At 71.6% G+C, this 19,390-nt stretch carries 16 protein-coding genes; 10 read left to right on the top strand and 6 right to left on the bottom strand.

Annotated elements, in window-relative coordinates:
* The first annotated feature begins 224 nt into the window (after positions 1-224).
* Genes ACFYW3_RS22030 through sbnA form a run of 5 tightly spaced genes read left to right on the top strand, consistent with a single transcriptional unit; the run spans position 225 to position 8,557 of the window.
* Positions 225-2,771, top strand: coding sequence for a Pls/PosA family non-ribosomal peptide synthetase (locus tag ACFYW3_RS22030; RefSeq protein WP_389387039.1), 2,547 nt, complete (start codon positions 225-227; stop codon positions 2,769-2,771).
* Positions 2,771-5,410: an amino acid adenylation domain-containing protein gene (locus ACFYW3_RS22035; protein ID WP_389387040.1), complete on the top strand. Its 2,640-nt coding sequence runs from the start codon at positions 2,771-2,773 to the stop codon at positions 5,408-5,410. The genes ACFYW3_RS22030 and ACFYW3_RS22035 overlap by 1 nt, the downstream gene beginning before the upstream one ends.
* Positions 5,407-6,408, top strand: coding sequence for a TauD/TfdA family dioxygenase (locus ACFYW3_RS22040; RefSeq protein ID WP_389387041.1), 1,002 nt, complete (start codon positions 5,407-5,409; stop codon positions 6,406-6,408). The genes ACFYW3_RS22035 and ACFYW3_RS22040 overlap by 4 nt, the downstream gene beginning before the upstream one ends.
* Complete coding sequence (sbnB, locus tag ACFYW3_RS22045) at positions 6,405-7,559, top strand: 2,3-diaminopropionate biosynthesis protein SbnB (protein WP_389387042.1); 1,155 nt, start codon at positions 6,405-6,407, stop codon at positions 7,557-7,559. Before ACFYW3_RS22040 ends, sbnB begins: the two co-directional genes overlap by 4 nt.
* Before the next feature lie 11 nt (positions 7,560-7,570).
* Positions 7,571-8,557 carry a 2,3-diaminopropionate biosynthesis protein SbnA gene (sbnA, locus tag ACFYW3_RS22050; RefSeq protein ID WP_389387043.1) on the top strand — a complete coding sequence of 329 codons (987 nt, stop codon included), beginning with the start codon at positions 7,571-7,573 and terminating at the stop codon, positions 8,555-8,557.
* A 42-nt stretch (positions 8,558-8,599) separates the two neighbouring features.
* On the opposite strand, the gene ACFYW3_RS22055 is transcribed toward sbnA, so the two are convergent.
* The 3 genes from ACFYW3_RS22055 to ACFYW3_RS22065 are packed head-to-tail and all read right to left on the bottom strand — an operon-like array spanning position 8,600 to position 11,051.
* Positions 8,600-9,166: a TIGR03086 family metal-binding protein gene (locus ACFYW3_RS22055; protein ID WP_389387044.1), complete on the bottom strand. Its 567-nt coding sequence runs from the start codon at positions 9,164-9,166 to the stop codon at positions 8,600-8,602.
* Positions 9,163-9,795: a TetR/AcrR family transcriptional regulator gene (locus tag ACFYW3_RS22060; protein ID WP_389387045.1), complete on the bottom strand. Its 633-nt coding sequence runs from the start codon at positions 9,793-9,795 to the stop codon at positions 9,163-9,165. The genes ACFYW3_RS22055 and ACFYW3_RS22060 overlap by 4 nt, the downstream gene beginning before the upstream one ends.
* Before the next feature lie 50 nt (positions 9,796-9,845).
* Positions 9,846-11,051, bottom strand: a complete 1,206-nt coding sequence (locus ACFYW3_RS22065; protein ID WP_389387046.1) for a serine hydrolase domain-containing protein — start codon at positions 11,049-11,051, stop codon at positions 9,846-9,848.
* A 154-nt stretch (positions 11,052-11,205) separates the two neighbouring features.
* Between ACFYW3_RS22065 and ACFYW3_RS22070 the strand changes: the two genes are divergently transcribed.
* Positions 11,206-11,796 carry a hypothetical protein gene (locus ACFYW3_RS22070; RefSeq protein ID WP_389387047.1) on the top strand — a complete coding sequence of 197 codons (591 nt, stop codon included), beginning with the start codon at positions 11,206-11,208 and terminating at the stop codon, positions 11,794-11,796.
* A gap of 93 nt (positions 11,797-11,889) precedes the next feature.
* Complete coding sequence (locus ACFYW3_RS22075) at positions 11,890-12,213, top strand: DUF6225 family protein (protein ID WP_389387048.1); 324 nt, start codon at positions 11,890-11,892, stop codon at positions 12,211-12,213.
* Between the two features lie 69 nt (positions 12,214-12,282).
* Here the strand turns inward: ACFYW3_RS22075 and ACFYW3_RS22080 are convergent, their stop codons facing one another.
* The 3 genes from ACFYW3_RS22080 to ACFYW3_RS22090 form a co-directional block, all read right to left on the bottom strand.
* Positions 12,283-13,083, bottom strand: coding sequence for an SDR family NAD(P)-dependent oxidoreductase (locus ACFYW3_RS22080; RefSeq protein ID WP_389387049.1), 801 nt, complete (start codon positions 13,081-13,083; stop codon positions 12,283-12,285).
* 93 nt (positions 13,084-13,176) lie between these two features.
* Positions 13,177-13,761 carry a TetR family transcriptional regulator C-terminal domain-containing protein gene (locus tag ACFYW3_RS22085; RefSeq protein WP_351370990.1) on the bottom strand — a complete coding sequence of 195 codons (585 nt, stop codon included), beginning with the start codon at positions 13,759-13,761 and terminating at the stop codon, positions 13,177-13,179.
* An 85-nt stretch (positions 13,762-13,846) separates the two neighbouring features.
* The gene (locus tag ACFYW3_RS22090) at positions 13,847-15,334 is read right to left on the bottom strand and encodes an amidohydrolase family protein (RefSeq protein WP_389387050.1); all 1,488 of its coding nucleotides are present in this window, start codon (positions 15,332-15,334) and stop codon (positions 13,847-13,849) included.
* A 295-nt stretch (positions 15,335-15,629) separates the two neighbouring features.
* Here ACFYW3_RS22090 and ACFYW3_RS22095 point away from each other — a divergent pair, with 295 nt between their 5' ends.
* The 3 genes from ACFYW3_RS22095 (at position 15,630) to ACFYW3_RS22105 (ending at position 19,300) form a co-directional block, all read left to right on the top strand.
* Entirely contained in the window at positions 15,630-16,469 is an 840-nt protein-coding gene (locus ACFYW3_RS22095) for a YhjD/YihY/BrkB family envelope integrity protein (protein WP_351759284.1), read from the top strand.
* On the top strand, positions 16,466-17,809 hold the full coding sequence (locus ACFYW3_RS22100; protein ID WP_389387051.1) for a hypothetical protein: 1,344 nt from the start codon (positions 16,466-16,468) through the stop codon (positions 17,807-17,809). Before ACFYW3_RS22095 ends, ACFYW3_RS22100 begins: the two co-directional genes overlap by 4 nt.
* A 162-nt stretch (positions 17,810-17,971) precedes the next feature.
* Positions 17,972-19,300 (top strand): chloride channel protein, encoded by a 1,329-nt coding sequence (locus ACFYW3_RS22105; protein WP_351759290.1) that lies wholly within the window; start codon positions 17,972-17,974, stop codon positions 19,298-19,300.
* The last annotated feature ends 90 nt before the right edge of the window (positions 19,301-19,390 follow it).

A 19,390-nucleotide genomic window follows, 5' to 3' on the forward strand; every position in this document is an offset into this window, starting at 1 on the left:
GCCAATTCCCGATGCGCGCCATCTTTTCTCCCGTCGGCATCGAATAAGGGGCATGACGTCGGGCTGTGGCCCGTACGGGGAGCGGAGCCCGCGAAGCCGGTCCGTCCCCGATGAGCCGCCCGTGAGTGCGAACCGCGTGACGCGGTCCACCGGAGCCCGATGAGCGCGCCGGCCGGATGCCAGGAGCACCGGACCGTGGCCGTCGGAAACCGAGGGAGCCCACCATGACGGGAAGGCCCACCGAGGCGTTGACCCCCGATCGAGAGGACCGGGCGTCCGCCCGGGGCGATCCCCTCGCCCCGCACGCCGACGTCGAGGGGATGCTCGCCTCGATCCTGGCGGACGTCACCCACGTCGAGCGGGTACCGGTGCGTAGCCACTTCTTCGACGAGTTGGGCGCCGACTCGATGGTGATGGCGCACTTCTGCGCGCGGGTCCGCAAGTCCGAGGGGCTGCCCCCCGTGTCGATGAAGGACATCTACCGCAATCCGACGATCCGAAGCCTCGCGACGGCGCTCTCGGCGCCCGCTCCCGATACCCCCGTCGGGTCGTTCGAGTCCGTCCAGCCGAGGCCACCGGTGCTCCCTCCCCCGCTCGGCGTGCCGCGTCACCTGCTCTGCGGCGGACTCCAGGTGCTGGCCTTCCTCGGCTACTCCTACCTCGTCGCCCTCGCGGGTGTCCTGGGCTACGAGTGGGTCTCGGCGGGGTCGGGAGTCGTCGGGGTGTACCTGCGGTCGGTGTTGTTCGGCCTGGTCGTCCTCGTGTGGCTGTGCGGCTTTCCGATCCTGGTGAAGTGGGTGCTCATCGGCAGGTGGCGACCGTCCCAGGTCCGCGTCTGGAGCGTGCGCTACGTCCGCTTCTGGATGGTCAAGACGCTGGTCCGCTCCGATCCGTTGGTGCTGTTCGTCGGCTCGCCGCTCTACGTCCTCTACCTCAGGGCGCTGGGCGCACGGATCGGCCCCGGCGTCGCGGTCTTCTCCCGGATCGTGCCCGTGTGCACGGACCTGCTGACGATCGGTGCCGGAGCGGTGGTCCGCAAGGACGCCTACTTCACCTGCTACCGGGCCCACCGCGGTCTGATCCAGACGGGTCCCGTCACGATCGGCGCGGACTCGGTGGTCGGCGACGCGACCGTCCTGGACATCGCGACCGCTCTGGGCGACCGCGCCCGGCTCGGCCACGCCTCCAGCCTGCACAGCGGGCAGACGGTGCCGGCCGGCGCGCACTGGCACGGCTCCCCCGCGCTGCCCGCCCCGGCGGACTTCCGGACGGTCGGTCCGGCCGACTGCGGCACCTGGCGCCGGGCGCTGCACGGCGTCCTCCAGGTCCTGGCCGTGCTGCTCGTCTACCTGCCGCTGACGTTCGGCGGTGTGGGCCTCCTGCTGGCCGAGGCACCGCAGCTCGCCTCGGTCCTGGCGCCGGGTCCCACCGCGCTGTCCACCTGGACGTTCTACGCGGAGGCGCTGACCGCCTCGGTGGTGGTCTTCTTCGGAGCCGTTCCCCTGGGTCTCCTGGTGATCGCCGTCGTTCCCCGGCTGCTGAGCCGCGCCCTCACCGCGGGTCGGGTGTACCGGCTGTACGGGTTCCACCACGGGGTGCACCGGGTGATCACGCTGATGACCAACAGGCGTTTCCTGAACCGACTCTTCGGCGACAGTTCCGCCGTCGTCCATCATCTGCGGTGGTGCCTCGGGTACGACCTCTCGCGCGTCGTGCAGACCGGATCGAACTTCGGCACGGAGGTGAAGCAGGACTCCCCGTACCTCAGTTCCGTGGGCAGCGGGACCATGGTCGCCGACGGTCTGTCGATCAACAACGCCGAATACTCGGGCAGTTCGTTCCGCGTGTCCCGGGTGGCGATCGGCCCCCGCAACTTCCTCGGGAACAGGATCGCCTACCCCGCCGGGGGCAGGACGGGCGACAACTGCCTGCTCGCGACGAAGGTCATGGTGCCCGTCGACGGGGCGGTCCGGGAGGGCGTGGGTCTGCTGGGCTCGCCGAGCTTCGAGATTCCCCGATCGGTACTGCGGGACAGCGGCTTCGACGAGTTGCGGAGCGGAGCGGACCTGCGTCGTCTGCTGCCCGCCAAGAACCGGCACAACGCCGCCACCATGGCGTGGTACCTCGGCGTGCGGTGGCTGTACTTCTTCCTGGTCACCCTGCTCTTCGCGGTCGCGGCGGAACTCTACGACGTGCTCGGCGCGGTGGTGATCGCGCTGGCCAACGTGCTCGTCGTGCTCCTCGGCACGGTGTACTTCGTGCTCGTCGAGCGGGCCGTCACGGCGTTGCACTCCCCCGGCCCGCTGTTCTGCTCGATCTACGACGTTCGGTTCTGGCGGCGCGAACGGTACTGGAAGGTGCCGTCGGACGCGTACCTGCGGCTCTACAACGGCACTCCGTTCAAGGGCCCGCTGTGGCGTCTGCTGGGCGCGCGGATCGGCCGCGAACTCTTCGACGACGGCTGCGGTCTGAGCGAACGGCCGATGGTCACCCTCGGGGACCACTGCACGCTCAACGCCGGCAGCGTGGTCCAGTGCCACTCACAGGAGGACGGCGCCTTCAAGTCGGACGCCACCACGCTCGGTTCGCACTGCACGCTCGGCGTCGGCGCCCTGGTGCACTACGGCGTGACGCTCGGCGAGGGTGCGGTGCTCGCTCCCGATTCCTTCGTCATGAAGGGCGAGTCGGTGCCGCCGTACGCGTACTGGGGCGGGAACCCGGCCCGGCAGATCGGCCCGGACGACGACGGGCAGCAGCGGAGGTGGGAGTGATGGGAAGGACCGGGACGACGGACGAGCGGTTCCCCGACCCCACGGGCATGAACGCCGACACGGCCGCGAGCACGGGCACGGGCTCGGCGGGAGGGTTCACGACCGTCCCGCGATGGACGCGGGCGCCGGAACCCGGCACGGCCGAGTACCGCTTGCCGATCCCCGACGGCCTGCTGGCCGACCTCGACCGCCTCGCCGACCGCCTCGGCGTGGGCCCGGCGTCGGTGCTGACGGCCGCGCACCTCAAGGTCCTCGGCGCACTGTCCGGGGAGTCCGAGGTCGTCGGGGCCTGCGTCGCCGCCCCGGGCGGCGACCCGCTGCCCTGCCGTGTGACCATCACGACCGATTCCTGGCGGACGTTGGTGCTCGACGTGCGTCGGACGCTGTCCGCGATGCCCGGTACGCCGGCCGCCCGCCGCGAGCCGTCCGTCGACCGCGACGGACCCCGTGCGCGCGTCCCCGGTTCCGTGCCGGGGATCGCCGTCGACGTGCCGGTGATCGTGTTCGATCCGTACGGTGAGGACGACGGGCCCGCCGGCCGCCCCGACGACGGGCCGCCCCTGCGGATGTCGGTGACGCGCCGGGAAGGCGGTCGGCGGGTGTGGCGGCTGCGCCACCGGACGGACGCGTACGACCACGACTGCGCCGCACGGATCGCGGGATACCACCGCACCGCGCTGGAACTGCTCACCGCCGACCCGGACGCCGCCCCGGGGCCACAGAGCCTCCTGGGCGCGGCCGAACTCCACCACCAGATCGAGGAGCTCGCCGGACCCCCGCGGGACCTGCCGCCGCTGCGGGCGCACGAGGTCTTCGCGCAACGGGCGAGGGCGCACCCGAACGCGGTCGCCGTCGTACGGGGCGACCGACGGTGGACGTACGGGGAACTCGACGCACGCGCCAACCGGCTGGCCCGCGCCCTGCTGGCCCGAGGCCTGCGCGCGCAAGACGTGGTGGCCGTCGTCAGCGAGCGCGACCTCGGCTGGACGGCAGCCGTCCTCGGGGTCCTCAAGGCGGGCGGCGTCTACCTGCCCGTCGAGCCGCGCTTCCCGGCCGACCGCGTCGCCGCGATGCTCGGCCGGGCCGCGTGCCGGTTCGCCCTGGTCGGGTCCGGTGACACCGACCCGCTCGACCGTGCGCTGGCCTCGATGGCGGAGGTCCGGCTGCTGCCCATCGAGGCGGCGGGCGACGAGAGCCTGGACGCCACGGACCCCGGCGTGCACGTCCCCCCGGATTCCGCGGCCTACATCTACTTCACCTCGGGCTCCACCGGCGAACCCAAGGGCGCGATGTGCGAGCACGCCGGGCTGCTCAACCACCTCTACGCCAAGATCGACGACTTGGGGATCGACCGGGAGACGGTCGTCGCCCAGAGCGCGCCCCAGTGTTTCGACATCTCCCTGTGGCAACTGCTCTCCGCGCTGCTCACGGGTGGACGGACGCTGCTGGTGGAACAGGAGGCCGTGCTGGACGTCCCGCGCTTCCTCGACACCCTCGTCCTGGGTCGGGTCAATGTGCTCCAGGTGGTGCCCTCCTACCTCGACGCGGTCCTGTCGTGTCTGGAGCGTGCCCCCCGCGAACTGCCGGACCTGCGCTGCGTGTCCGTCACGGGCGAGGCGGTGAAGCGAGAACTCGTCGAGCGCTGGTTCGTCACCGGTCCCGGTGTACGGCTGGTCAACGCGTACGGGCTCACCGAGACCTCCGACGACACCAACCACCACGTCATGGACCGGGCACCGGACTCCGCTCGCGTCCCCCTCGGCCGGCCCGTGAACAACGTGCGCGTGTACGTCGTCGACGCCGACCTGGCACCCGTGCCGCTCGGCGCACCCGGCGAGATCGTGTTCTCGGGCGTCTGCGTGGGCCGCGGGTACGTCAACGACCCGGAGCGCACCCGGCTCGCCTTCGGCGCCGACCCGCACCGGCCGGGCAACCGCCTCTACCGCAGCGGCGACCACGGCCGCTGGCTGCCGGGCGGGGAACTGGAGTTCCTCGGGCGCCGCGACCACCAGGTGAAGATCAGCGGTTTCCGCGTCGAGATGGACGAGATCGACGACGCCCTTCTGCGGGTGCCCGGGATCCGCGACGGTGCGGTGGTGGCCGCGGGGCGCCCGGGCCGCGGCCGGTACCTGGCGGCCTACTACACGGGGCGCGCCCCGCTCGCGGCGGGCGAGGTGCGGGACCGGCTGGGCGCGAGGCTCCCCGCGTACATGGTCCCGTCGGTGATCCAGTGGCGTCCGGACCTGCCGTTGACCCCTCATGGCAAGATCGACAAGCGGGCCCTGATCGCCCTGGCGTCCGCGCACGACCCGATGGTCGAGGACCGGCACCGGACACCCGGCACGCCCACGGAACGGCGGGTCGCCGCCGCGTGGGCCGGCGCCATGGGCATCCCGGCGGATCGGATCGGCCGCCAGGACGGGTTCTTCGACCTCGGTGGGACCTCACTGGCCGCCCTCAGGGTCGCCGTCTCCCTGGACCGGACGATCTCCCTCAAGGACCTGACCCGACACCCGGTACTCGCCGACCTGGCCCGGCTGGTCGAAAGCCGCACCGCGAGCCCCGACCCCTCGGCCGAACCGCACCCCGAACCGCCGGCCGAACGGCGGCCCGACGCGATCGACAGGAGAATCCGATGACCGCCACCCTCCCGTCCACGCTCCTCGACACCCGCCCCCGACCGGACGAGGTCCCCATCCTCCGCGTCGAGACCGCCGACCCCGCCGCATGGGTGGCCCGTCACCGGGACGCGCTGCGCGCGGCGACCGTCGACCACGGAGCCGTCCTGGTGCGCGGTCTGGACATCGACGACGCGGCGCGGGTCGGCACGATCCTGCACCGGCTCGGCGCCCCGCCGGTGACCGAGAGGGAGGCCTTCGCCCCCCGTCACACGTACGCGGAAGGCGTCTACTCCTCGACGAAGTGGCCCACGAACCAACCCATGTGCATGCACCACGAGCTCAGCTACGCGTACGCGTTCCCGTCCCTGATGCTCTTCGGATGCGTCCAGGCGCCCGAGGAGGGCGGGGCCACCACGGTGGCCGACTCGACGGCGGTCCTCGAAGCCCTGCCCGGCGAACTGACGGACCGGTTCGAACGGGAGGGTTGGCTCCTCACCCGCAGCTACAACGACGAGATCGGAGCCTCCGTCGCGGAGGCCTTCGGCACCGAGGACCGGGACGTGATCGCACGCCACTGCCGGGACAACGCGATCGACTTCGACTGGCTGCCGGACGGCACGCTGCGCACCACACAGCGTCGCAGTGCCGTGGTGCGCCATCCGATCGGCGGGCAACGGTGCTGGTTCAACCAGATCGCCTTCCTCAACGAGTGGACGCTCGACCCCGAGATCCGCGAGTACCTCGCCGACGAGTACGGCGCCGACGGACTTCCCTTCAACACCCTTCACGGCAACGGCGAACCCCTCACCGAGGACACCGTCCGGCGGATCAACTCGGTGTACGAGGCCCACACCGTCCGTCGGCCCTGGCAGACAGGGGACCTGCTGCTGCTGGACAACCTCCGCACCGCTCACGCCAGGGAACCCTTCCGGGGTCCGAGGAACGTGGTCGTGGCCATGGCCGGTCCGCTGCGGCTGCCGGACTGCGCGCCGACCATGGAGGTGACCGTCCCATGACCACCATCGACGCCCACGCGACGGCGACACCGACCCGGGCTCCGGCTCGGAGTCCGGCGGCGCACGCGACACCGACACCGACACCGGCCCCGACACCGGTGGCTCGCCGGGGCGCGTCGCCCGAGCCGCTCTCCGTCCCCCCGTTCGCCGTGATCCCGGGAGAGCAGGTTCAGCGAGCCCTCCAGGGGCGCGAGGAACACCTGGTGAAGGTGGTCGAGGAGACGTACCGGTTGCACGGCGCCGGCCGATCGGTGAACCCGCCCTCCACGTTCCTGCGCTTCACTGACCGCCCGACGTCCCGCATGATCGCGCTGCCCGCCTCCATCGGCGGAGCGGACCCCGTGGACGGGCTGAAGTGGATCTCCAGCTTCCCGGGGAACGTGTCGGCCGACCTGCCCAGGGCCTCGGCCGTACTGATCCTCAACGACCCCGTCACCGGCTACCCGTTCGCCTGTCTGGAGAGCTCCATCATCAGCGCGAGCAGAACCGCGGCCTCCGCCGCCCTGGCAGCCGACTGGCTCACCCGCGGGCGGCCCCGGCCGCCGCGCGTCGGGTTCTTCGGCACGGGACTGATCGCGCGCTACGTGCACACGTTCCTGGCGGCCACGGGCTGGACCTTCGACGAGATCGGGGTCCACGACCTCAGCGCCCGCAGTTGCGCGGGCTTCCGGCTGTACCTGGAACAGTCCGGCGTGCCGGGCCGGATCACCGTCCACGACGACCCGGAGGACCTGATCCGTCTCAGTGACCTGGTGGTCTTCGCGACCGTCGCCGACCGGCCGCACGTGGAGGACCCCGCGTGGTTCGCCCACGCTCCGGTGGTGCTGCACATCTCGCTGCGCGACCTCGCGCCGCGGGTCCTGCTGGCCTCGACCAACATCGTGGACGACGTCGATCACTGTCTCCGGGCCGCCACGTCCCCGCATCTGACCGAACAGCTCACGGGCGACCGCCGTTTCATCCGCGGGACGTTGGACGACGTGATGGCCGGTCGGGTGACGGTGGCCGGGGATCGGCCGACCGTGTTCTCCCCGTTCGGCCTCGGCGTGCTCGACCTGGCCGTCGGCAAGTACGTCTACGACGAGGTGTACCGGTCCGGAGAACTCCAGGTCATCGACCACTTCTTCCACGAAGTGCGCAGGTACGGATAGAGGAGGCCATCGTGCACGTCATATCCGTCCCCCAGGCGTTCAACGAGGAAGAGTTGTACGTGGACCTCCGACCGACCCTCGGATGCCCGCTGTTCCTGAAGTGCGAGGGCTTCAACTTCGCCGGCTCGGTCAAGTTGAAGGCCGCGACCGAGATGGTGGAGTCCGCCGAGCGAGAGGGGATCCTGACACCCGGCTCGACACTCGTGGAGTCCTCCTCCGGAAACCTGGGCGTGGCGCTGAGCGTGATCGCGGCGAGCAAGGGCTACCGGTTCGTCTGCGTGACGGACTCCCGCTGCAACCTGGCGACCCGGTTGATGATGGAGGCGCTGGGCAGTGAGGTCCACATCATCACCGGCCACGAGGACAACGGCAGCTTCCTGACGGCACGGCTCGACTACGTGCGCCGGCTGTGCGCGCGGGACCCGCGGTACGTGTGGCTGAGCCAGTACACCAACCCGGCCAACTGGAGGGCCCACTACAACCGGACGGCTCCGGCCATCGCCCGCGCCTTCCCCAACCTGGACGTCCTGTTCGTGGGGACCGGAACCACCGGCACGCTCATGGGCTGTGCCCGCTGGTTCAGCCGGTGGCACCGACCGGTGACCGTCGTCGCGGTGGACAGCGTCGGGTCCGTGACGTTCGGCGGAGCGCCCGGGCGCCGCATGATTCCCGGCCTGGGGATGAGCGTTCGCCCTCCCCTGCTCGACGAGTCCTTCGTGGACGAGGCGGTGTGCGTCGAGGAGAAGGACACCATCCGCACCTGCCGCCTCCTCGCCCGACGGGGTTTCCTGTTCGGCGGCTCGACCGGCACGGTGGTGGGCGGCGCGACGCAGTGGCTGGCCCGGCACGACACCGCGGGCCTCACCGCGGTCGCCATCGCCCCGGACCTCGGCGAGCGTTACCTCGACACGATCTACCAGACCAACTGGGTGGAGGGCCTCTTCGGCGAGGACACCGGACTCCAACTGCTAGGCCCCGACCCCCTGGACGCCCCGTAGGAGCCCGGGCGCGCACGTTCCCGTGGCGCCCGGGGTGTCGGATCAGACGTCGTCCTGGCGTCCCAACAGTCCCAGGAGCCGCTGTCGAGGACTCGTGTGCCCGGGGAGGAACACGGCGGGCGCGTACATGCCCGTGGCGGCGAACCGCCCCGCCATCGGGGTGACGGCCGCCAGGCACGCGTCCACCGCCTCGTCGTCCAGGGAGACCTCGACGCCTCCGGCCCGCGCGAGGTCCCAGGTGTGGACGAGCGGCTCGATGACGGCGGTCGCGAGCACCCACTGGGCCGACACCTCGCCGTGGTGCGAGGGAACGAGCCCGTTGGGGTCGGTGACCTCGAGCAACTCCCGCATGGACGTGTACGCGGCGCGCCAGTCCGCCTCCGGGTCCCCCGTGACGAGTTCGAGCGGATCCGGTCGGGGCGCGCGCGGCCCGTCCCCGGTGAGCAGGGCCGCGATCTGCCGCTGCCCGTCGATGACGTGTCCCAGCACGTGCAGGGTGGTCCATCCGGGGCAGGGCGAGGGGCTGCGCAGGCGATCGGCCGGGATACGGCGCAGGACGTCGCCGACGCCGTCCAGAGCCCTCCGGTACCGGGCGATGGTCGGGTTCATCGAGAGTCCTCCGGGCGGCCTTGCGGGCCGTCCTGCGGGCCGCCTTGCGGGCCGGATGTCGGGAAGTGCGGGCTCAGGGCGTGCCAGGCGGCCTCGGCCAGCGCCGTCGCCTCCATCGCGGGTGTGGCGGGCTCGTCGGGCAGCCGGTCGCGCGTGTACGCGTGCGCGGGGCCGATCCACACGGCGACGAGCACGCCGAGTGCGGGTGTGTCCTCCCAGCCTCGGGCCCGCAGCCAGCGGGCGACGATCAGGAAGAACTCCCGGCTGTGGGCCATGATCACGGGCGCGTCGCGGGGCGCGCTCCAGTCGGGTGGCGCCAACAGGAACGCGGCGTGCCTCGGGTTGGCCTCGACCCACGCGAGGTGGCGGCGCACGACCCCTTCCACTCCGGCGCGCAGCCCGGCCGTGGGGGTCAACACGGCCGACAGTTCGGCCTGGTGCAGTTCGAGGCCTTGGAGGTAGACCGCCTCGGCGAGTTCGTTCTTGGTGCGGAAGTGGTGGAAGAAGCTGCCGTTGCTGACGTCCGCGCGCTTGCGGACCTGTTCCACCGTCGTGCGCCGGACACCGTTCTCAAGGAAGCAGTCCAGCGCGGCGGTGAGGATGCGTTCACACGTGTCGGAACCCGTCATGACCGCCAGAGTACCGCTCTAGAGTGCTGCTCCACCAGTGTGAGGGGGCGTCAATTGGCCTTGAGGGGGTGCTCGGGTGTGAGAACCGCGGCGATGCGCTCGGCGATCTCCTCGGCCTGGTTGCCCTCGGGGCTCTTGGAGCCCTTGGTGGTCGAGACCGCGATGGAGAGGCGGTCGGCCGGCAGGTAGGCCTGGATCGCCGCGTATCCCGAGAACGACGGGTTCGTCATGATCCAGCCGTTGATGACCAGGACGCCGAATCCGAAGTGCGTGGCGGGGGTGTTCGTCAGGCAGACCGTGGCCGGGCAGTCGGCCGTGGCGCGGCCCAAGCCGATCGTGCCCGGGTCGAGTTGGGTCTTGAAGGACCGCGCGGACAGCAACTCACCGGTGCCGATGCCCCGGGCCGACCGGGCCAGGTCGCAGATGTCGCCGGTGAGGACGGCGCCGCGGGCCGTGGTCCACGACGGGTTCCAGAAGGTGGATTCCTCGTACCTGCCGCGCTCAGAGGTGAAGGCGTGCAGTACGGGGGCCGGTATCTCCGGGGTGTACTGGTTGCCGGTCTGGTTCAGGCCGAGGGGGCCGAAGACGCGTTCGGCGAGCAGGCGCTGCAACGGAATGCCGCTGATCTTCTCCAGTGCCGCGCCGAGCAGTTGGAAGTTGGCGTGCGAGTAGCTCCAGTTGGTGCCGGGCTCGTAGAGGAGCGGCTGCGAGGTGGCGTACTCGTTCACGTCGTTCGCCGTCCACTCGCGGAAGGGGGCGGCTTCGAGGGCGGCGAGGAACTTCGGGTCGGTGACGTAGTCGTGGAGGCCCGACGTGGAGGCGCCGAGCATCCGCAGGGTGATCTCCGAACCGTGCGGCAGGTCGGGCAACCACCGGGAGACCGGATCGTCCAGTGCGACTTTGCCCTGTTCGACGAGTTGGAGCAGGACGGTCGCCATGTAGACGATGCCCACGGATCCCGTGCGGAAGTGCATCGCCGGTCGGGCGGGGACGCCCGTCATCGACTCGCCGAGGGCCGTGGTGAGCACGTCCTGGTCGCCGGAGGTGACGCGCAGGATCACCGAGTTCAGATCGAACTCGCGCCGCGCCCGCTCGGCGATGGCGAGAACCTGCCGCGCTTGGCCCTGGGCGGGGCCCGGCGAGGCGGTGCAACCCCGCGGCGCGGTGGCGGTGGAGACCGACGTGGCGGTCCCGGCCGGAACGACCGCGGCGAGCAGGCCGGCGAGGGAGAGCAATACCGTGCGAGTACGCCTCATCCTCACAGTGTGGGTGAGCACCTGAATGGCCGCATTCCGCTTGGAAACGCCCTGGTCACGCGCTGTTCTCGAAGGAATCGAGCGGTAGGGAGCGGAAGGTGGGCGCCTCGGTGACGCCGTGCCGTTCCTCGGCGGAACCTGCCAGGGTGGGCGGATGACGGAGATCGAGGGTGACGGGCCGGGCACGTTCGAACAGGACCGCTGGGCCGGCCGGCCGTACGCGTACCGCGTGCGCGGACGTGAACGCGGCGCGGTGGTGCTGTGGATCGGCGGACGGGGCGACACCCCCGACCGGGTGTTCGCCCTGCCGGCGGCCGGACACCGCCGCCTGCCGGTGTTCGTGACGGCCCGGCGGGCGAGGACGTACGCGGAGCGGCGGGGAAGCGGGCTCGCGGCTGCCCACGAGGTCGGTCTGCTGGACCTGGCGCGGGTTCAGCGATGGCTGGACGATCCGGCGGGTCGCGCGGCGCCGTCGGGTGCGGTGTTGGAGGCGTGGAACTTCTTCGAGGATCTGGCCCGCGGCCTGGGCGCCGTCGATCGGCTGCCCCGGCAGGAGGCGATCCACGACGGCGCGTACGAGAAGTTGTTCGCGGGCGAGTGCTCCACCTGGACTTCCGACGAGGCAGGGGCGGTACGGGGGCTCCTGGCCGCCGGGGTGGACCTGTGGAACTCCTGCCCGGTGATCGTGAACCCCCGGACCCGGGCGGTCGAGCGCGGTGCGCCGGCCACGCACGGGGCCGGATGAACCGTACGCGCGCCACCGTGTCACTCCCGCCCGACCGGGGGGCTCGGCGCGGCGGTACCGGGGGCGCCGCGGCGGCGCCACTACCCTCGGCTCATGGCAGACACGTTCGAGCACACACCTCAGGTCTGGACCGCCGGGCGCCTCCGGTCCGTCCTCGCGGGACTCCCCGACGACACCCCGATCCACGTCGGCGTGGCGGACGCGCCGGGCGACTTCGACGCCTACGGCGAGTTCGTCCTGGTCGACGCCGAACCCGTCGAGGTCGACCTCGCGGACCTCACGGACCTCGACGACCCCTCGTACCCCGCCGACTCCTCGGACTCGGTCCTCTCCCGGGGCGGCGACACGGCTCCCGAGGTGCGGTTCACCCTCTTCGCCGACGCCAAGGCGGGCGTGTACCACCTCGACGTGGACTGACCCTCTCGCGCGCTCCCCCACCCGCCCCGCCAGGCGCCGAACAGCACACCCGGCGGGGCTTCGTACGGTTCAGGCGGAGGCACCACCGTCGACCACGAGGTCGGCGCCGACCACGGAAGCGGCGTCCCGCGAGGCCAGGTACAGCACGGCCGCCGCGATCTCCTCCGTGGAGGACACCCGGCCCAGGGGCGACTCGTCCTTCATGCGAAGTGCGCGGCCCTCGTCGCTCTCGCCCGGCTCCAGGGACATTCCGGTGGCCGACGGGCCGGGGCTGACCGCGTTCACGCGCACCCCGTCGGCGATGTGGTCGAGGGCCGCGGCACGGGTCAGGGCGGATACGGCCGCCTTCGTCGCGATGTATCCGGCCGCGCCCTGGACGCGGGCGTGTGCGCCCAGATTGGAGGAGATGTTGACGATCGCCCCGCCGGTCGACTGACGACGCATCTGGGCGACCTCGGCCTGGAGGCCCAGGAGCACACCGGTCACGTTGACGTCGAGCATGGTGCGCCACTCTTCCTCGGGCAGGTCGGCGACGGGCGTTCCACCCCGGAAGACCCCCGCGTTGTTGACGGCGACGTCGAGGCTGCCGAAGCGTTCGACCGTACGGTCGACCAGGGCCCGGACGTCTTCGGCGCGGGTCACGTCCGCGGTGACGGCGACGGCCGTGCCTCCCCGCTTCTCGATGAGCGCGACGGTTTCGTCCAACGAGGCGGCCGTGCGGCCGGCCACGACCACGGAGGCTCCCTCGGCGGCGAAGGCGAGGGCGACGGTCCGGCCTATGCCGGAGCCGGCGCCGGTGACGAGCACGGTCTTGTCGACGAAGCGCGTGGAGACGGGTGCGGGCATGGGCGTAGGCATGGGTGTGGGCATCGAGTGAGGCTCCCTGTCGAGTGATGGGTCGATTGTCATTCGACCGAACGTTCCAGAATGAAGGCGGGGGTGGACGCGATCCGGGGCAGCCCCTCAGTCGAGCAACTCCAGCGCCTGCTCGGCAGCCTCCCGCACCCGGGCGGGATCACCCGAGACCTTGCCCACCACGCGCAAGCCCTGCATCAGCACCAGGAGCATCCGGGCGAGCGCGCGCGGATCGCGCTCCTCGGGCAGTTCGCCCTGGGCGCGGGCTCGGGTGAGCGCCGAGTGCAGCAGGGTCTCGAAGTGAGCCCAGCTCGCCTCGACCCGGCGGGCGGCCCCCGCGTCGCGCGCCCCCAACTCGGCGGCGGCATTGACGATGAAGCAGCCGTCCAGGCGTCCGTCGTCGGATCCGGCCTCGTCGGCGAAGCGGCGCACGACCGCACGCACGGCCGGCAAGGCCGGTCCCGGCCGGGACAGTTCCGACAGGAGTACCGGGTCACGGTTCTCCGCGTAACGGTCCAACGCCTTCAGGTACAGCGCGTGCTTGTTGCCGAAAGTGGCGTAGATGCTCGCCCGTCCCACCCCGAGGCACTCGACGAGATCCGCCATCGACGTCGCCTCGTAGCCACGCCGCCAGAACAGCTCCAGGGCTGCCTGCAACGCGACGTCCGGATCGAATTCCTTGGTCCTGGCCACGTCGGGCAGCCTAGGACATTCTGAAACGATCAGTCAAATATGTTCTGTGTGGATCGTGTTGCGCGAGGGGGACGACCGAACCGGGTCAGTCGGCGGATCGGAGTCGGGAGGCGGCTTCCTCGGCCTCGCGCACGACACTCCGGGTGTCCACGTCGAGCAGTCGGCCTTCGAGGACGAGTGGTCGGCCGTCCACGAAAACCGCGTGGACGTTCTCCGGCCGACCGTTGAAGACGATCTGATTGACCCGATCGAACCGCGGCGCGAAGTTGAGCGTGGCAGGGTCGATCACGATGACGTCGGCCCGCTTGCCCGGGGTCAGCGACCCGATCCGGTCGGCCATGCCGATCGCCTGGGCCCCGCCGAGCGTGGCGGCCCGCAGCACGTCCTCGACCCCCGGGTACACCCCGGCGTCCTGCGAGCGGGCGCGTTGGAGGCCGACGGCGCTCTTCATGAGGGCGAAGAAGTCCGAACTGTCGTTGGTGCCGCCGTCCTGGCCGAGCCCCACCTTGACGCCCCGCCGGCCGAGCTCCGGCAATCGCATGACTCCCGAGGCGAGCCGCATGTTGCTCAACGGGCAGTGCGCCAGCCGTACGTCGTGGTCCGCGACGGCGGCGATCTCCTCGTCGGTCAGGTGGATCGCGTGGTTCATCAGGAGCCGAGGGCCGAACGCCCCGATGCCGCCGAGCACGTCGATCGGCTGGTCCGCGCGCTGCTCGACGCGCTCCAGGACGTGACTGTTGAGCATGACGCCGAGGTCTTGGGCGATCTCCCAATGGAGGCGGTTCAGCCTTTCGATGGGCCGGGCCGCATGGGTGGCGATCTGCGCGGACGCCAGCGGAGCCGGGTCGATCAGCTCCTTCTTCACCCGGGGCAGGAGGGCGGCCTGCGGTTCCGTCTGGAACATGGCGTAGGTGAAGCGCACTCCGGTGTCGGTCAGGGCCCGCACGTACCGCTCGGTGGTGTCATAGCCGATCGCGTCGACCCAGTCCACGAGCGTGGTCACGCCGGACCGCAGGGAATCGAGGGCCGCCAGCCGCACGAAGCGGTACATGTCGGCGGGTGTGATGCGGGGGAACGTCGGCCGATTGCAGGCCGCCAACCAGCCGAACAGATCGCGGTCCGCGCATCCGCCCCGCATCGAGGACTGCCACAGGTGCGTGTGGACATCGACGAAGCCCGGAAGGATCAGCTTGCCGGAGGCGTCGATCACCCGTGCGCCGGGGGGCGTCGGGAGACGGGCGCCGACGGCGGCGACCGCGCCGTCCCGCAGGACGACGTCGGCGTGTTCGACGGCGCCCAGCGGGCCGTCCCCCACGCCGGCGTCCATCGTCAGGACGAGGGACGCGTTGCGGAGCACGGTGGCCCGGCCGACCGGGCCGCCGGCGCTCCTGGGGCGATCCCTCGCCCGCACCCGCGTCGCCGCACCGAGGACGAGGGGAGCCGCGGCCGCCATGCCCAGGCCCGTCAGCACGCCGCGGCGGCCGGGTGCTGCGCGGGTCCACCGGGAGGGGGGAGGTTCGGACGGCCGGACGGCGGACGAGGAGGTGGCGGGACACGCGCCGTGTGGATCCATGTCGTTGTGCCTCCCGACGGAGTCTGGGCGGGTCCCTGTCCTGCGGGCCGGGTGGCAGGCCGGGGGAACAGGGAGGTATCCGGATGGTGCGCCGGCCCACGCGATCCCGATAGGGGTGCGTCAACAGTTTGTTTCAGACGTCAACAGTTTGTTTCAAAACGGCAGGGGGCCGCGACGGCTCCGCACCGCCGGCCCGACGGCCACCCGATCGGCCCAGCAGCGCGCGCCTTCCCCCGCTGCCGACGCTTGACTGGCTGTCGGGGTCGGCACGTCCTGCGGCGTGATGGGAGGTGTCATGTCGTGGAAGGAACGACTGCGAGGCCTGCGCGCCCGGACCGAGGAGCGGTTCCCCGTCGTCACCGAACTGACGGGGCGCCTCCTGTCGACGAACCTCCTGGACGGGGCGACCCGGCTCGCCTCCCAGGCCTTCCTGGCCTCCGTGCCGCTCTTGTTCGCGGTGGCCGCCTTCGCACCCCAGGGCGTGCGCGATCAGTTGCGGGACTCGTTGCGGACCGTGTTCGGCCTGACGGGCCAGGCCGACGCGCAACTCCAGCAGGTGTTGGGCTCCTCCACCGGCAAGAGCCTGCGCGAGACCACGGGCACCATCGGCCTGCTGATGGCCCTGATCTCGGCCACCAGTTTCAGCCGGGCCATGGCAAGGGTCTGCGAACGCGCCTGGCAACTGCCGAAATCGCGTACCCGGATCGCCGTCTGGCGCTGGTTCGCCTGGTTGCTCGCCCTGCTGCTGGTGGTCTTCATGGAGGGCCCGATCCGCGAGGGGTTCGGGGCGGGCCTGTGGGTCGGGATCCCCTTGTCCTTCCTCCTCGGGGTCGGCGTCTGGCTGTGGACCCAGCACCTGTTCCTGGCCGGCCGGATCGGCTGGATGGCCCTGTTGCCCGGCGCCGTCCTCTCCTCGATCGCCACGACCGTGCTGTCGCTGAGCGCCGCCCTGTACATGCCGAACGCGCTCAATCGGGCGCTGCACGAGTACGGCTCCCTCGGCTTGGTGCTGACCCTCCTGTCCTGGCTCATCGCGATCTGCGCCGCCGTCACGTTCGCCGTGACCATCGGCGCGGTCCTGGCGCGGGAGCCGCCGCTGAATCGCTTTCTCACGACCGATCGGAGAACTCCGTGACGCACGCCCAGGACGCGGAACTCGCCCGCTTGCGGGCCCAGGTGGCGGAGCTGTCGCGTCCGCACCGGACACTGCGTTCCACCCTGTCCGCCATCCTCATGGTGCTCGTGCTCGTCCTCACTCCCCTGGCCGTCGTCGCCTCCTGGACGTCCTCCCTGCTGGGCGACACCGACCGCTACGTCGCCACCATGGGTCCGCTCGTCGACGACCGGGCCGTCCAGGAGGCGGTGGGCGCTCGCGCGGCGCAGGCCGTGACCAAGCATCTGGACCTGGACGCGTTGCTGCAGGAGGCGGCTCCGGAGGACCGGCCGATGCTGTCCAAGGCCCTGGGCAAACTGGGGTCGCCGATCGAGGGCGCCGTGGCGAGTTTCGTCGGCAAGGAGGCCACGAACGTCGTCGCCAGCTCCTGGTTCCAGACCTTCTGGACGGACGCCAACCGGCGCATCCACGCCGCCATGGTCAAGGCGCTCACGGGACAGGGCGGCGGCGCCGTGAAGTTGACCGACGACGCGGTGACCATCGACCTCGCCCCCGTGATCGACCAGCTGAAGCAGCGACTCGTCGACGCCGGTCTCGGCGTCGCGGCGAAGGTCCCGGAGATCCACACCGATTTCACCGTCGTCCAGTCGAAGGACGTGAAGAAGGCCCAGACCGGCTTCCGGCTGCTCCAGATCCTCGGTACCTGGCTGGCCGTGGTCGTGGTGCTGCTGGCCGCGGCGGCCGTGTGGCTGGCCCGGCGCCGCCGGCGCGCACTGACGACGGTCGCCCTGCTGATCGCCGCCGGCGCCCTGCTGTTGGGGCTGGGGCTGGTGATCGCCCGGGCCCTGTACCTGGACGCCCTGCCCGCGGGGGTCTCCTCCGACGCGGCGGCCGCCGTGTTCGACCAACTGGTGCGCTTCCTGCGGACCGCCGTCCGGTCGGTCGCCGTGCTCGGTGTGGCGGTCGCCCTGGGGGCCTGGCTCAGCGGCCCCGGTCGCCGCGCCGGCCAGGTGCGCCACCTGTGGTCGGCGGGGATCGACGCCACCCGGGGAGCCGCCGAGCAGATGGGAATGCGGTTGGGCCCGGTGGGGCCCTTCGTGCACCGCTGGAAGCGCCGGCTGCTCCAGGCGGTCCTGGCGGTGGGGGCCCTGACGCTCGCACTGTGGTCCTATCCCACCGGGTGGGTCGTCGTCGGCATCGTCCTGGCGGTCCTGTTCGCCGTCACGGTGATCGAGTTCCTCGACGCGAGGCCGGTCGGCCCCGCGGATCGCGAGGCGGCGGGGCCGGCGGGGCCAGCGCGGCCGACAGGACCGACAGGACCGACGGGGACACCGGGAGCACCGGGAGCACCGGGAGCGTAGGGAAGCGTACGGAGGTCCCCCCTCGCGCCGACGGAGGCGGCGCGAGGGGGGCTTCCGTGAGCCTCACCCGTCCGGCCCTCCTGCCCTGCGGATGCCGTCGGGTGGACCGAACCTGGTGGGGACCGTCACCGGCAGTGGCTACACGGAGGGGGCTCGGCAGTCTTGACAGAGCCGCAGCGACAACCGACCCTCCGTCAGGCCCTCACCGCGCCGGGGACGCTGCGGCTTCTCCTGGCGTCCGCGCTCGTCGGCATCCCGGTCTCGCTCATCGCCTTCCTCTTCATCGGTTTCGAGCACAAACTCCAGCACTGGGTGTGGGAGTCCGCGCCCGAGGCGCTCGGCTATTCCGTGTCACCGTGGTGGTGGGGTCTGCCCACGCTGGCCCTCGCCGGACTGCTGGCCGCGCCCGTGATCACCCGGATGGCCGGCGCGGGCGGTCACGTACCCGTCTTCGGAATCGGCGGGGCGACGACCACGCCTCGCGAGCTGCCGAGCGTCGCCCTGGCCGCGCTGGTCTGCCTCCCCCTCGGTGTGATCCTGGGACCCGAGGCGCCCCTCATGGCGCTGGGCAGCGGCATCGCGCTGATCTGTGTCCGTGCCACTCAGCGCGCCGCCCAGCCCCAGTTGACGGCGGTACTCGGCATGGCCGGTTCCACCGCCGCCATCAGCACCATCTTCGGCAGCCCGCTGATTCCGGCCGTGATGGTGCTGGAAGCCGCCGGGCTCGGTGGCGTGCGGCTGGTCGTACTGATCCTGCCCGCCCTGGTCGCCAGCGGCGTCGGCGCCCTGGTGTTCACCGGATTCGGCCACTGGACCGGTCTCGGCATCGGTTCGCTGGCCCTCCCGCAGAAGCCGCCCGCGGAACTGCTCGACGCCGCCGACTTCCTGTGGGGCATCCCCATGGCGGCCCTGATCGGGGCGCTCGTCGCCGCCGGGAAGCTCCTGGGCCTGCGGACCCACCGCTGGGTGGGTGTCTCCGCGGTCCGGATCGTCCTGTGCGCCCTGGCCGTCGGCATCTCCATCACCGCCTACGCCCTGGCGACCGGGCGCTCCCCGGGCGAGGTGGCGCTGTCCGGCCAGATCGTGATCGGCGCGCTGGCTGCCGACCCGGGGGCCTGGGCGGTGGGAACGCTGGTGGCCCTGGCCGTCTTCAAGCTGATCGGATGGGGCATCGCGCTGGGCAGCCTCCGTGGTGGTCCCATCTTCCCGGCCATCACCATCGGTGCCGCGGTCGGCATCGCCTGTGGCAGCCTTCCGGGCTTCGGCATGGCCCCCGCCCTGGCCGCCGGCATCTGCGCAGCGGGAGTCGCGGCCACCCGCCTGCCGGTCACCGGCGTCGTGCTGGCCGCCGCCCTGCTCGGCAAGGACGCGAGCACCCTGATGCCGCTGATGGTGATCAGCTCGGTCACGGCCTTGCTCATCGAGGTCCTGCTGGACCGCCCGCGAGCGTCCGGCGTGGAGATCGACGTGGGTGACGCGAAGACCGGATGAGGATCCGCCGGCCGCCCCGCCGACCACGGACCGCCGTGCGGCGGGCGGCGGTCGGCGGTCGGCGGGCAGCGGGCAGCGGTCGGCGGTCGG

It is taken from the genome of Streptomyces sp. NPDC002602 (assembly GCF_042889445.1).
Taxonomy (GTDB): Bacteria; Actinomycetota; Actinomycetes; order Streptomycetales; family Streptomycetaceae; genus Streptomyces.